The organism is Chromobacterium vaccinii (assembly GCF_000971335.1).
GTDB lineage: Bacteria > Pseudomonadota > Gammaproteobacteria > Burkholderiales > Chromobacteriaceae > Chromobacterium > Chromobacterium vaccinii.
This window is the reverse complement of sequence record NZ_JZJL01000041.1, coordinates 14,670-27,977: the sequence shown is the minus strand read 5'-3', so window position 1 is coordinate 27,977 and position 13,308 is coordinate 14,670. Positions and strand designations below refer to the sequence as shown.

Sequence of the window (13,308 nt, the reverse complement as noted above, 5' to 3'; positions counted from 1 at the left end):
GAATCCTCATGGACGCACGACACCCGCAAGACGCCAGCGCCGCGATGGCGCCCCATCTGCAACTGATGGCGGACACCGCCGACGCCGACACGCCGCAGGACGCCGCCGCCGCCGGCCTGTTGCTGCTATGGCTGGGCGACGACGTGCTGCTGCGCCTGAACCAACACCTGTCGCCGCTGGGCATTTCGGAAAACAAGCTGCACGTATTGCTGCTGTTCCGCCTGTTCGAAGACGGCCGGCTGGGCGCGGAGCCGCCGACGCCATCCAGCATCGCCGACTACTTCGGCATCACCCGCGCCTCGGCCACCGGCTTGCTGGACTGGCTGGAGAAGCGCCGGCTGATCGCCCGCCACCCCCACCCCGCTGACCGCCGCAGCCTGCAGCTTAGCCTGACCCAGGAAGCCCGCGCGCTGCTGAAGCAGGCGCTGCCCGACTTCTGGCGCGCCTGCGCCGGCCTGACTTCGCACCTGGACGCCCAGGAGCGCCAGCAATTGCTGCGCCTGCTGGCCAAGGTGTGGGGACAGGTCAAGAACTGAGCGAGGGGAAGCGCAGCAGGCGCGATTCGTCGACGCCGACGCCCAGCGTTCCGCCGACGAACAGCGCGTCGCCCAGCCACTCCGCCTCCCGCGCCGACAGCATCAACGCCAGCGGACCCGCCTGGGCTTCCACTCTCAGCCGCAAGCCGTCCGCCAACGGCGTCAGCTCCACGATGCGCGCCGGCGGCTGATCATCGCCCAGCAGCAGCGCGCCCGGCGGCACCGCCGCATGCTCCAGCACGTTGTCGAAACCGATGAAGCGCGCCAGCCAGGCATTGGCCGGCGCGGCTAGCAGCTGCCGCGGCGCGGCGCATTGCAGCAGCCTGCCGTCCTTGAACACCGCCACCCGGTCCGCCAGTGCGAACGCCTCGTCGCGGTCATGGGTAACGATGATGGCCGGAATGCCCGCCTCCCGCAGCAGCTCGCGGAACTCCCGCTGCAGCAGCCGGCGCAGATCGGCGTCCAGGCTGGAGAACGGCTCGTCCAGCAACAGCAGCCTGGGACGCGTGACCAACGCCCGCGCCAGCGCCACCCGCTGCTGCTCGCCGCCGGACAGCGTCCACACCTTGCGCGCGCCGTGCTCGGCCAGGCCTACGCGGGCCAGCATCGCCTGCGCGCGTTTAGCCGCGTCGCGCCTGGAGACGCCCTGCTCGATCATGCCGAACATCACATTGCCCAACGCGTCCAGATGCGGAAACAGCGCGAAGTCCTGGAACATCAGCGCGAAGCCGCGCCGCTCCGGCGGCACTCGGTCGAGGTCTTCGCCATCGAAGGCCAGCGCGCCGCCGTCCGGCCGCTCCAGGCCGGCTATCATTTTCAGCAGCGTGCTCTTGCCGCAGCCGGACGGTCCCAACAGGGCCAGCGTCTCGCCGGCGGATAAACCCAGCGACACGTCGTCGGCCACCACGCGCGCGCCGAAGCGCTTATTCAGGTTTCGCAGCGTCAGCACGGCTGTCCTCCTCCGGGCCGGCGCCGCCGGCGGTTTCGATGATCCAGAAAACGATGAGCGCCAGCAGCATCAGCACGCAGGAGAGCTGCATCGCCGCGTCGGCATTGGCTTCGCCGGGGCGGCCCAGCCGCTGGTAGATCAGCGTGGTCAGCGTCAGCCATTCCGGCCGCGACAAAAACAGCGTGACGGCGAACTCGCCGACCGCGGTGGCGGCGGCGAAGGCCAGCCCGCGCCGCATAGCCGGCTGCAACAGCGGCCAGGTGACGCGGCGGAAGGCCCGCCACGGGCCGGCGCCCAGGCCGCGGGCGGCGGCCAGCCAATGCGGCGACTGGCCGTCCAGCGACGCCAGCGCCGCCTTGGCCACCAGCGGATAAGCCAGCAGCGCGTAGGCCGCCATCAGCAGGCCCAGCGCCCCGCTCCATTGCGGATACAGCAGCAGCAGGCCGAAGGCCACGCACACCGGCGAGGCGACGAAAGGCAGGAAGATGGAAGCGCGCAGCGCCAGGCTGCGGCCGCAGGCCAATGCATGCGCCAGCCCCAGCGCGCCGGCGGCCAGCACCGTCATGCCGGTGAAGCGAGCGCTGTTCCACAAGGCCAACCGCGTGTCCTCGTCCCACAGCGCCGCCCACTCGGCGCCGGCGGAAAGGCCGCGCCACAGCACCGCCAGCAGCGGCAGGCCGGTGCACAACAGCAACGTCGACAACGCGGCGGCCAGCGCCAATCGCTCAGCCGGGCGCTCCACCCGCCGCAGCGGCAAGGGCTCCACCTTGGCCGCGGTGGCCAGCCGGCGCGCCAAGGCGGCGTAGACGGCGGCGATGCCGCCGCACACCAGCAACACCAGCAAGGCCAGCGCGCCGGCATCGGCCAGATTCAGCTCGTAAGCGACCAGGGTGTAGATCTCCACCTCCAGCGTCGCGTAGCGCTGGCCGCCCAGCACCAGCGCCAGGCCCAGACCGGAGAAGCAGTACAGGAACACCAAGCACAGGCTGGACAGCAGCCACGGCAGCGCCGCCGGCCATTCCACGCGCCAGAACGCCCGCCAGCGAGTGGCGCCAAGCGTGCGCGCGGCGGCCAGCCGGCTGGCCGGCACCTGGGAAAAGCCGTCGCAGCCGGCGCGCACCACCAGCGGCAGGTTGAAGAACAGATTGCCGTACAGCAGCAGCCACGGCGTGTCCTGCAGATTGACGCCGAACACGCCGCGCGGCCCGAACAGCGCCAGCACGCCCATCGCCGCCACCAGCGTCGGCATCACGAAGGGCAGCATCAGCAGCCGCAGCAGCAGCGCCCGCCCGGCAAAGCGGTAACGGGCCAGCATCCAGGCCAGCGGCATGCCCAGAAGCAGGCACAACAGGCAGCTGGCCGTGGCCTGGATCAGCGACCACAACAGCCGCCAGCGCAGATAGCCGTCGGCCAGCAAGGCGGGATCGAACTGCAAGCCGCCTTCGGCCAACAGCCGGGCCAGCGGCGCGACGGCCAGCAGAAAGAGAAAGGACAGCGGAAGTCCGGCCAGGATCAGCCGGGGCACGGCGGACTGCTTCAAACAAAGGCTCCAGGCAACGGCCAATCGGCCGTCAGCACATCTTCGCAACCGTCGTCGTCGCGCACCTGGCCCACCTTGGCGAAGCCAAGCTGGGCGGCCAGCGCCTGCGACGGCAGATTGCCGGGTTCGATCGACAACACCAGCTTCGCCACGCCGCCGCTTCGCGCCGCCCAGCCGGACATCGCCAGCAAGGCCTCGCGGGCGTAGCCCTGGCGGCGGAATTCGGGATAGACCGCGTAGCCGAGCTCGACGTCGCCGTAGCCGTTCAGATAAGGATGGCCGGGCAGCGTGTGGAAGTTGATGTGGCCGACCATGGCCAGATCGTCGCGACGCAGCAGCGCCCGCACCGACCACGGCGCGTAGGCCGGCTCCGCCGCCATGTCGGCCAGCCGCATTTTCATCAACGCCGTCTCCTCCATCCAGCCGTCGGCCGGGCGGCTGCCCAGCCGCGCCGCGGCGGCGTCGATGTCGCCGCATAGGCAGGATTCGAGAAAATCCGCGTCCAGATGGCGCAGGATCAGGCGGGGGCTGGCGATGTCGTCGATCATGAGTGAGCTTCCAAGTGAACTTGCCCGGATCATAACAGAGGCGAAACCGGGCAAGTCATCGCCGGATCACTGCCCGGACTTCAGCACCACCCGCGTCCAGCGGCCGACCCAGGCGCGCTGCTTGGCGGCCAGCGTCGCGCTGTCGGGGGTGTCGTGCGCGGCCGGTTGTTCGGCGTGCTTGTAAACCGGGTCCAGCGGGATGTTGTCCATCGCCGGGTACATCCACATCCGCGTCGGGATGTCCTTCTGCACCGCGTCCGAGCGCAGGAAGACGATGAACTGCTGGGCGAGCTTGGGCTCCTTGCCGCCCTTGACCAGCGCCGCGCCCTCCACCTGGCGGAACACCGAGCCCGGCAGCAGCAGATTGGCGGTCGGCGCGTCGGCCGGCTTGTCCTTGCTGTAGAACACCTCGGCCGCCGGGCTGGTGGCGTAGCTGACCACGATGGGCCGGCTGCCGCCGTTCTTGGAGAAGTCGGTGTAGTAGGCTTCGGTCCAGCCCTTGCTCACTTTCAGGCCGTTGTCGCGCAGCTTGCCCCACAGCGCGAAGGCCTTGTCCTCGCCCAAGGCATGGATGGTAGCGGACAGGAAAGCCAGGCCCGGGCTGGAGGTGGCGGGGTTTTCCACCACCAGCAGGTTCTTGTAGGCGGGCTGCGTCAGGTCGCTCAGGGTCTTGGGCAGCGGCAGCTTGTTCTTGGCGAACCAGGCCTTGTCATAGTTCAGCGTCACATAGCCGTAGTCGACGGCGGCCGCGCCCGGCAGGCTGACCTTGCCGCCGCGGGCCAGCTCCGCCGGCAGCGGCGCGAGCGCGCCAGCCTGCTCGGCCTTGCCGATCAGGCTGTTGTCGAGGCCGAACACCACGTCGGCGATCGGGCTGCCCTTGGTCAGAATCAGCTTGTTGACCATCTCGCCGGCGTCGCCGGCCTTGATGATGGACACTTTGGCGCCGGTCTGCTTCTCGAATGCGGCGAGCAGCGGCTTGTCGACGCTGAACGAACTGTGCGCGAGCACGCGCAATTCGGCCGCCTGGACGGACAGGCCGGCCAGGCTCAAAGCGACGACGACGAGTTTGGGGAACAGCTTCATGGACAATCTCCGCGCGGTACGGCCACGGAGCAAGCAGGCAAGGCGGACGAGGTTCCGCTTCATCACGCTCCCTCCGCTGGCATGATCCAGATCAGGTTCTCAGGGTGTCTCTCAGCCCGTTTGCAGGGCACCCCCGGTGACAGGGCGACAGTATAGCCCAGATGCGCAAACAACTTAACACTCTGGCCGGTCCGCTTAATACCGGAGCGAAGACTGCCCTCTATGCTCACAATCAATCGCTTATGCAAACGGCTTGCCGCGGTGAACCCATGATCAAAAGAATACTGCTCGCTTCCGCCCTGCTCGGCCTGCCTCTATGCGCGCTGGCCGGCATCGGCGCGGACGGCGCCCGCCACCTGCTGGCGCGCACCGGCTTTGGCGCCAACCCGGCGCAGATCGAGGCCTTCGCGCCGCTCAGCCGCGAAGCGGCGGTGGACAAGATACTGGCCGGCGTCCGCACCCAGGCGGCGATGCCGCCGCCGGGCTGGGCCAACGAGCCGTTCGAACGCCCTGGCCAGCCGGGGCTGACCGAGGAGCAGAAGAAGGCGCTGCAGCAGGAGCGCAACCAGCATGTGGTAGAGCTGCGCAGCTGGTGGCTGGCCGAGATGCGCGACACGCCGTCGCCGCTGACCGAGAAAATGACCCTGTTCTGGCACAACCATTTCGTGTCGGCGCTGGACAAGGTGCGCTCGCCGCAGATGATGTACCAGCAGAACCTGCTGCTGCGCCACTACGCGCTGGGCGACTTCGGCCAGCTCTTGCACGCGGTGGCGCGCGACCCGGCGATGATGCGCTATCTGGATACCGCCAATAACCGCAAGGACCAGCCCAACGAGAACTTCGCCCGCGAGGTGATGGAGCTGTTCACGCTGGGCGAGGGCCACTACAGCGAGCAGGACATCCGCGAGGCGGCGCGCGCCTTCACCGGCTGGGGCCTGGACCGCGACGACCAGTTCATCGTCCGGCCGCGGCTGCGCGACACCGGCGAGAAAGTCATCTTCGGCCAGCGCGGCAACTTCGACGGCGACGACGTGATCGAGCTGTTGCTGCAACAGCCCAGCACCGCGGTGTTCGTCACCAACAAGCTGTGGCGCAACTTCGTGTCGCCGACGCCCGACGCGGCGACGGTGAACAAGCTGGCCGCCGATTTCCGCCGCGGCCATTACCAGTTGAAGCCCTTGATGCGCGCGCTGCTGTTGACGCCGCAGTTCTGGCGCAGCCAGGGCCAACTGGTCAAATCGCCGGTGGAGCTGACCATAGGCACGCTGGTGACCTTCGATCTTAATCCGCCGGACTGGCGGGTCATCGCCGGCCTGAACCGCCAGCTGGGCCAGGACGTGTTCGCGCCGCCCAACGTCAAGGGCTGGCCCGGCGGCGAGGCCTGGATCAACAGCTCCACCCTGCTCACCCGCAAGCAGTTTCTGGACCGCATCGCCCGCGACGCCGCGCCGGCGCGCGACGCCTACGCCCAAGCCGACGGCAGCCTGAACGAGATGGCCGGCCGCGAGGCGCGCATCAACCGCTTCGTCGCCAAGGGCGTCGCCTCGATGAAGCTGCAACCCGACGAATGGGCCGCCGTCTACGGCGTCCGCACCGCCGGCGACGCCGCGCGGCTGCTGCTGGCCGTGCCGCCGGCCAACCCCTTGCCGCCGAATACCAGCGGCGCCAAGGCCATCGCCCAATTGCTGCTTGACCCGGCCTATCAGGTGGAATGAGGAGCCCGCCATGTTCAAACGACGCGAATTCCTGAAAGCGGCCGGCGCCGGCCTGATGCTGACCGTGCTGCCCAATCTGTCCTGGGCGCTGGCACCCGCCGGCTACAAGCGCCTGCTGGTGCTGGTGGAGCTGAAGGGCGGCAACGACGGCCTCAACACCGTGGTCCCCTACGGCAGCGCCGACTACTACCGGCTGCGCCCCGGCATCGCCGTCGCCCGCGAGCAGGTGCTGCAGATCAACGGCGACATCGGCCTGCATCCGTCGCTGGCGCCGCTGATGCCGCTGTGGCAGGACAAGCAGCTGGCGCTGCTGCAGGGCGTCGGCTACCCCGACCCCAATCTGTCCCACTTCCGCTCGATCGAGATCTGGGATACGGCGTCGGCCAGCCAGCAATACCTGAGCGAGGGCTGGCTGACCCGGCTGTTCCATGAGCAGCCGACGCCGAAGAACTTCGCCGCCGACGGCGTAGTGCTGTCCAGCCAGGTGCTGGGGCCGCTGGACGGCGGCGCGCGCGCGGTGGTGCTGTCCAATCCGCAAGACTTCGCCCGCCAGGCCAAGCTGGTGGCCGATCAGCAGCCCGGCCACGCCGGCTCGGCGCTGGAGCATATTTTGAAAGTGGAAGGCGACATCCGCCAGGCCGCCGCCAGCCTGGCGCCGCTGCCGCGCACCGCGCCGAGCGAAGCGCCCACCGCCGGCCCCAAGCCCAATGGCGGCTTCGGCGTGGCGGTGCGCACGCTGACCGACACCCTGGCCCGCGGCGTGGACATCGCCGTCGCCCGCATCACGCTCACCGGCTTCGACACCCACGGCAACCAGCAGCCGGCGCAGGCGCGGCTGCTGGCCGAACTGGCCGACGGATTGGCGCAACTGAGAAGCGAGATGACGCGGCTGGGCCGCTGGGACGATACGCTGGTGCTGACATACGCCGAATTCGGCCGCCGCCCGCGCGAAAACGGCAACCGCGGCACCGACCACGGCACCGCCAACGTCCATTTCGCGCTGGGCGGCCGCGTCAACGGCGGCCTATACGGCCAAACGCCGCAGCTGGCCGGCGTCAGCGAGGGCAATCTGCCGCACGCGATAGACTTCCGCCAGGTTTACGCCACGGCGATAGACGGCTGGTGGGGCAAGGACAGCCATAACGTGCTGGGCGGACGCTTCGCGCCGCTGCCGCTGCTGCGCGCTTGACGCTACAGGGCTTGCTCACGGCTCCGGATACGGCGCGCCGAACTGGCTGCGATACAGGCGCGCCACGGTTCCGTCCTGCCGCATCTCCGCCAACGCCCGGGCAAACGCCTGGCACACCGGCTCCGGCACGCTCTTCCTGCTGAACACGTAGTAGCCCTCGCCGGCCCGCCAGGACGGCTCCAGCGGCGCGATCTCCGGCTTCTCCGGCAGGCGGGCCAGCTCGCGGGTGGCCGTCGCCATCGTGGCCAGCAGCAGATTGGTCCGCCCCAGTTGCAGCTTGCGCATGCTGACCTCCAGAGTCTCGCTGATCTCGACATGCACGTTCGGCGGCGGCGTCTGCAGCCAGCGGTCCAGCTGCGCGCCGTAGCTGTCGCCCCGGGTCACGCCCAAAAGCACCTCTCCCTGGCGCCCCAGATCGTCCAATTGCCGCACCGGCCAGCGCGCGGCCTTGTCGCTGCGCGCCCACAACCTGACTATCGTCGGACTGTAGCCAGGCGCAAAACAGGCATAGGCCTCGCGCTCCGGCGTTCTCAAGGCCTGCATCGCCGCATCCACCTGCCCCAGCCGCAGCTGTTGCAAGGTGCGGGGCCAGGGCATCAGGCGGTAGGTCAGCCGGCATCCCAGCCTACCCGCCGCCAAATTCAGCAACTGCACCGCGTAGCCGTCGGGCTCGCCGCTGCGCCCCTGATAATGGAAAGGCGGCCATTCATCCCAGCCGATGCTGAGCGGCCTGCCGCAAATCCCTTCGGCAACCGCCGGCAAGGTCCAGACCACCAGCCAAATGACACGTCCGATTCCCAGCACTCATCCCTCCCGCAATCGGCAAGCGCACTCTCCTAACCATGTAGGTAGGATAGAATTCTCCACAGCCCATGCGGGCCACATCCCCACCCACGACGCGCTCGATGAACGACCAGAGGCATTGACCTCAAACCATAAAGCCCCCTGGCCATGACAAAAGATGTCCCTGGGACGCTCGTAAAAAAACATAAGCAGGCTCTGAGGCTCAGGGGCCGGGATAAGCGATATTGAAACGGCTGCGGTAAAGCCGGCCCACCACGCCATCGTGTTTCATGTCGCGCAAGGCGCCGGCAAAAGCCTGGCACAGCTCGGGGGACACGCTGCGCTTGCTGAAGACGTAAAATGCTCCCCCTATCGGCCATGCCGGCGACAAGGCCACGATCGCTGGCTGCTGCGGCAAGCGGGCCAGCTCATTCGGCAGCGTGTCCATGCTAGCCAGCAACAGGTCTATCCGCCCCAGCTGCAGCTTGCGCAAACTGCCGGCCAGCGTTTCCCCGGGGTCGATCCTCACCATGCCGGGGGGCGCTTTCAGCCAGCGGTCCCATGTGTCGCCGTAGCTGTCGCCATGCGTCACACCCAGCCTGACCATGCCCAGCTTGCCCAGGTCCTGCAGCTGGGAGACCGGCCAATGCGCCGCGCGATCGCCGCGCGCCCACAGCCGCACCAGCGAGGAGCTGTAGCCCGGCACAAAACAGGCGTACGCCTCCCGCTCCGGCGTTTTCAACGCCTGCATCGCGACATCCACCGTGCCCAGCTTCAGCTCCTGCAAGGTGCGCGACCAGGGAATCTGGCGATACGCCAGGCGACAGCCTATGCGCGCGGCAGCCTGGTTCAGCAGCTCCACCGAATAGCCCGCTGGCCGGCCATCCCGCCCCTGGTAGTGATACGGCGGCCGCTCCTCCCAACCCACCTGGATCGGCTTGCCGCATATCCCGCCCGCCATCGCCGGCAAAACCCAACATGCCAGGAAAGAAAAATTCCCGATGAACCGCACCGTCGCCTCCCGCCCTCGGCAAGCGCAAGCGCGCTCCCCTACAATGTAGGATAGAATCCCCATGCCGATGGCGTCCGGCGGACACAAGCAACCACCACCCAGCGACAGAACCACTGCCACATGACTTCGAACAATACCCAGAACAACGAGCCTCACCAGACAACGGAAGAGATTCCGCTGCCTCCGCCGGAAAGCGAAGTCACGCTGGCCAACCTGGCCATCCCGCTGGGCGAGACCATACTGACGCTCAGCACCGACGGCCGCCCCATCTACGGCATCCTGCAGCGCAGCCGGGCGATGACGGCCCAATCCGATTACTTCCGCCTGCAGTTCCGCGGCTACGCCCGCTCCGACGGCGCGCACTGGCAACCGCTGGAAGGCGACGACAGCCGCTTCCACGCCGTCTACAACCTGGCCTGGATTCGGGTGGACCGCCCCAGCAAGAGCGTGACTTTCGGCCCCAAAAGCGGCGTGCAGGCCAGTCCCGGCCTGGCCGGCAGCGGGCTGGACACCTATTTGTTCGCCAGCGTCATCACCTGGGCCAAGGGCGTCTGCCCCGAGTTCGCCATCAACCCCGGCATGATCACCATGGGCCAGACCCACTCCGAGGAAGAACGGCTGCACTGCCACGCCTTCTTCGCCGGCCAGGGCTTTCAGTTCGAATGGCAGGACCCGGCCCAGCGCACCGCGCTGTACTTCAAGGACAAGGTGAGCAAGCTCTTGGGTGTGTGGAACAAGGAGGCCATCAAGGAGTTCGGCGGCGAGGAGATGCTGAAAACGCTGGCCGGCCAGGACGAGGCGCGCGCCGAGCTGCAGCAGCAGCTGGACAAGCTGGAAAGCGCGCACGACAGCATGAAGCGCGCGCTGCAGAAGGAAAAAAGCACCTCGCAAATCCTGACCGGGGTGCTGATACTGGCCGCCATTTTCGCGATCTGGGCCGTCATCTAGGCTCGCAAGCGGCGCACAACGGTCAGAACGACGCGCCGGCCCTGGCAGCCTGGTCGTAAATGCCGGCCAGGGTGCGCATCAACTGGGCGATGTCGCCGATCAGCGGATTGGCGATGCCGCCGTCGCCCAACGTCGCCATCAGGCACTGCTCTCGCACCTGTCGGTAGCGCTCGCAGAGCTCGCGGCCGCTCTCCGTCGTGGAAAACAGCACTTCCTTGCCGCTTTTCTCGCTCTCCACATACCCCATCTTGACCAGCTTCTTCAGGGCGTAGGACACCACGTGGGTATCCTCCATGTTCAGCACGAAACAGATGTCGGCCAGCTTTTTCTGCCGCCCGCGATGGTTGACGTGATGAACCAGCAGCACCTCGGTCGGCGTCATGTCCTTCTCGCCCGCCGCCGCCATGCAGCGCACCATCCAGCGGTGGAAAGCGTTGTTGACCACGGTCAGGCTGAACTCGAACTCGGACAGCTCCGGACTGCGCTCGGAAACCAGATGCTGCGAGGACACGATCTTAGGCAAATCTTGCGTCGTTGACACCCATTCTTCTCCATATTGCGCCACAGTAGGTGGCAGGCCGCGAGGCCGCGATAAATTGACGAGAAATTCTCGACATAGCATCATCGCACCCAATCAAGCCATTATCATATCCATATTCCCGATTCACGCCATCCCGCACGCGATGCAATCTGATTCCACTTCCCCGCTGGCCATTCATTGGCTGGGCGCCCAGGCGCTGGTGCTGGAGCTGCCGCCGCCGGCCACGCTGGATCGCCAGCGCCGCATCTGGCGGCTGGCCGAGCAGCTGCGCGCCGACACCGACTTCCGCGAAGTCATCCCCGGCATGAACAACCTGACGCTGGAACTGCGCCCCGGCGCGAACGCCTCCGCGCTGCCGGCCCGGCTGCGACGGCTGTGGCAACGCGCGGACGGCGCGGAGGAAGCCGCCCGGGTAGTAGAAATCCCGGTGCGCTACGGCGGCCGCCACGGTCCGGATCTGGAAATAGTGGCGCGCCACTGCGGCCTGGCGCCGGACGAGGTCGTCGCCCGCCACTCCGCAACCCGCTATACGGTTTTCTTCCTGGGCTTTCAACCCGGCTTCGCCTATCTGGGCGGCCTGGATCCCGCGCTGACCGCGCCGCGCCGCGCCACGCCCAGGCAAAAAGTGCCGGCCGGCTCGGTGGCCATAGGCGGCAGCCAGACCGGCATCTACCCCACCGCCTCCCCCGGCGGCTGGCAAATCATAGGACGCAGCGACGCCGTGCTGTTCGACCCCGCGCGCCAGCCGCCCTGTCCGCTGAGGCCAGGCGATACAGTATGTTTCATCCCGCAGGAGGACGCCTGATGCTGGAAGTGATCAAGGCCGGACCGCAAACCACGGTGCAGGACCTGGGCCGCTTCGGCGCGCGCCATCTGGGGGTGTGCCGCGCCGGCGCCATGGACGCGCTGGCGCTGACCATCGCCAATCGCCTGGTGGGCAACCCCGCCGGCGCGGCCGCGCTGGAAATCACGCTGCCGCCGGCAGGCTTTCGCCTGCTGCGCGACGGCATGCTGGCGCTGGCCGGCGCCGACTGCCGGGCCACGCTGGACGGCGAGCCGGTATGGCCGGGCTGGCGCACCGCCTTCCGCGCCGGCCAGTCGCTGAGGCTGGAAGCGCCAAGCAGCGGCATGCGCGCCTACCTGGCGATCGACGGCGGCGTGAATGTGCCGCTGCTGATGGAATCGGCCAGCACCGACCTGATGGCCGGCTTCGGCGGACTCCATGGCCGCGCGCTACGCGACGGCGACCGGCTGCCGCTGGGTCGTCCGCAGCCGCCGCGCGGCAAGCTTGGCGTCTGGCTGCCGAGGCCGGGCAACCGCATCCGCGTCTGTCCGGGGCCGGAATACGCCTTGCTGCCCAAACCCGCCCGCCAGCGGCTATGGAGCCACCCCTGGCAGCTGACGCCGCGCAGCAACCGCATGGGCTACCGGCTGGCCGGGCCGGCGCTGCGCTTGAGCGAAGCGGTGGAGATGCCGTCCCACGGCGCGCTGCCGGGCCTGATCCAGTTGCCGCCGGACGGCCAGCCCATCGTGCTGATGGCCGACGCCCAGGCCACCGGCGGCTATCCCCGGCTGGGCATGGTGGTGGCCGCCGACCTGTGGCAGTTGGGCCAGGTGAGGCTGGGCAGCCAGCTGCATTTCATCGAAGCCGGCCGCGATGACGCCGAACAGGCCGACCGGGAGCTGCAACGCTATCTGTGGAGAATCGAAAGGGTGTGCGATGAACATTGATCTCAACGCCGACGTCGGCGAAGGCTGCGGCGGCGACGCTGAACTGCTGGACCTGGTCAGCTCCGCCAACATCGCCTGCGGCTGGCACGCCGGCGACGCCGACACCATGCGCAAGACCGTCCTGCTCGCCCTGGAAAGGGGCGTCGCCATCGGCGCCCACCCCAGCTTTCCCGACCGGGAACACTTCGGCCGCCGCGAAATGCGGCTGCCGATGGAAACGGCGCGGGCCGGCCTGCTATACCAATTGGGCGCGCTGGACGCCATCGTCCGCGCCGAAGGCGGCGCGCTGCGGCACGTCAAGCCTCACGGCGCGCTGTACAACCAGGCCGCGCGCGACCCCGAGCTGGCCACGACGCTGGCCCGCGCGATCCGCGACTACAACCCCGCGCTGCGGGCCGTCGGCCTGGCCGGCGGCTGCTTCATCGACGCCTGCCGCGCCGAAGGGCTGGACACATGGCAGGAAGCCTTCGCCGACCGCGGCTACCGCGCCGACGGCAGTCTGGTGCCGCGCGGCGCGCCCGGCGATCTGCTGGCGGACGACGCCGCCATGCTGGCCCAGGCGGAAGACATGGTATTGCGGCAAACCGTGGCCGCGGCGGACGGCCAGCGCGTGGCCGTTCGCGCCGACACCCTGTGCCTGCACGGCGACGGCGCCCATGCGCTGCGCTTCGCCCGCCTGCTGCGCCGGCGGCTGGAAGCGCTGGGCGTGAACGTGCGGGCCGGCTGAGCCGGC

14 protein-coding genes and 1 riboswitch are annotated in these 13,308 nt (G+C 68.5%); of the genes, 7 read left to right on the top strand and 7 right to left on the bottom strand.

Annotation, left to right across the window (positions count from 1 at the left end; all coding sequences use genetic code 11):
• Positions 1-8 precede the first annotated feature (8 nt).
• Positions 9-536, top strand: a complete 528-nt coding sequence (locus tag VL52_RS17710) for a MarR family winged helix-turn-helix transcriptional regulator (protein WP_046158274.1) — start codon at positions 9-11, stop codon at positions 534-536.
• Here VL52_RS17710 and VL52_RS17705 read toward each other — a convergent pair.
• The 4 genes from VL52_RS17705 to VL52_RS17690 all read right to left on the bottom strand — a co-directional run bounded on the left by VL52_RS17705 (position 526) and on the right by VL52_RS17690 (position 4,656).
• Positions 526-1,485, bottom strand: a complete 960-nt coding sequence (locus VL52_RS17705; RefSeq protein WP_046158294.1) for an ABC transporter ATP-binding protein — start codon at positions 1,483-1,485, stop codon at positions 526-528. The two genes, VL52_RS17710 and VL52_RS17705, sit on opposite strands and share 11 nt — an antisense overlap.
• Complete coding sequence (locus VL52_RS17700; protein WP_046158273.1) at positions 1,460-3,025, bottom strand: ABC transporter permease; 1,566 nt, start codon at positions 3,023-3,025, stop codon at positions 1,460-1,462. Before VL52_RS17700 ends, VL52_RS17705 begins: the two co-directional genes overlap by 26 nt.
• Positions 3,022-3,573 carry a GNAT family N-acetyltransferase gene (locus VL52_RS17695; RefSeq protein WP_052729387.1) on the bottom strand — a complete coding sequence of 184 codons (552 nt, stop codon included), beginning with the start codon at positions 3,571-3,573 and terminating at the stop codon, positions 3,022-3,024. Before VL52_RS17695 ends, VL52_RS17700 begins: the two co-directional genes overlap by 4 nt.
• A gap of 66 nt (positions 3,574-3,639) precedes the next feature.
• Positions 3,640-4,656, bottom strand: a complete 1,017-nt coding sequence (locus tag VL52_RS17690) for a thiamine ABC transporter substrate-binding protein (protein WP_046158272.1) — start codon at positions 4,654-4,656, stop codon at positions 3,640-3,642.
• A 50-nt stretch (positions 4,657-4,706) separates the two neighbouring features.
• Positions 4,707-4,801, bottom strand: a riboswitch (TPP riboswitch).
• Positions 4,802-4,925: 124 nt separating this feature from the next.
• Between VL52_RS17690 and VL52_RS17685 the strand changes: the two genes are divergently transcribed.
• Together VL52_RS17685 and VL52_RS17680 are read left to right on the top strand one after the other, a co-directional pair.
• Positions 4,926-6,371, top strand: a complete 1,446-nt coding sequence (locus tag VL52_RS17685) for a DUF1800 domain-containing protein (protein ID WP_235429324.1) — start codon at positions 4,926-4,928, stop codon at positions 6,369-6,371.
• Positions 6,372-6,381: 10 nt separating this feature from the next.
• Positions 6,382-7,560, top strand: a complete 1,179-nt coding sequence (locus VL52_RS17680; protein ID WP_046158270.1) for a DUF1501 domain-containing protein — start codon at positions 6,382-6,384, stop codon at positions 7,558-7,560.
• 15 nt (positions 7,561-7,575) lie between these two features.
• On the opposite strand, the gene VL52_RS17675 is transcribed toward VL52_RS17680, so the two are convergent.
• Positions 7,576-8,364 (bottom strand): substrate-binding periplasmic protein, encoded by a 789-nt coding sequence (locus VL52_RS17675; RefSeq protein WP_046158269.1) that lies wholly within the window; start codon positions 8,362-8,364, stop codon positions 7,576-7,578.
• A gap of 202 nt (positions 8,365-8,566) precedes the next feature.
• Positions 8,567-9,304: a substrate-binding periplasmic protein gene (locus VL52_RS17670; RefSeq protein WP_046158268.1), complete on the bottom strand. Its 738-nt coding sequence runs from the start codon at positions 9,302-9,304 to the stop codon at positions 8,567-8,569.
• A gap of 171 nt (positions 9,305-9,475) precedes the next feature.
• On the opposite strand from VL52_RS17670, the gene VL52_RS17665 reads away from it, so the two are divergent.
• Positions 9,476-10,303, top strand: a complete 828-nt coding sequence (locus VL52_RS17665; protein ID WP_046158267.1) for a hypothetical protein — start codon at positions 9,476-9,478, stop codon at positions 10,301-10,303.
• A gap of 22 nt (positions 10,304-10,325) precedes the next feature.
• Here the strand turns inward: VL52_RS17665 and VL52_RS17660 are convergent, their stop codons facing one another.
• Positions 10,326-10,844, bottom strand: a complete 519-nt coding sequence (locus VL52_RS17660; RefSeq protein WP_046158266.1) for a winged helix DNA-binding protein — start codon at positions 10,842-10,844, stop codon at positions 10,326-10,328.
• A 142-nt stretch (positions 10,845-10,986) separates the two neighbouring features.
• Here VL52_RS17660 and pxpB point away from each other — a divergent pair, with 142 nt between their 5' ends.
• The 3 genes from pxpB to pxpA are packed head-to-tail and all read left to right on the top strand — an operon-like array spanning position 10,987 to position 13,302.
• Positions 10,987-11,649 (top strand): 5-oxoprolinase subunit PxpB, encoded by a 663-nt coding sequence (gene pxpB / locus VL52_RS17655; RefSeq protein ID WP_046158265.1) that lies wholly within the window; start codon positions 10,987-10,989, stop codon positions 11,647-11,649.
• Positions 11,649-12,575, top strand: coding sequence for a 5-oxoprolinase subunit C family protein (locus VL52_RS17650; protein ID WP_046158264.1), 927 nt, complete (start codon positions 11,649-11,651; stop codon positions 12,573-12,575). The genes pxpB and VL52_RS17650 overlap by 1 nt, the downstream gene beginning before the upstream one ends.
• Positions 12,565-13,302, top strand: coding sequence for a 5-oxoprolinase subunit PxpA (pxpA, locus tag VL52_RS17645; protein ID WP_046158263.1), 738 nt, complete (start codon positions 12,565-12,567; stop codon positions 13,300-13,302). The genes VL52_RS17650 and pxpA overlap by 11 nt, the downstream gene beginning before the upstream one ends.
• Positions 13,303-13,308: the final 6 nt, after the last annotated feature.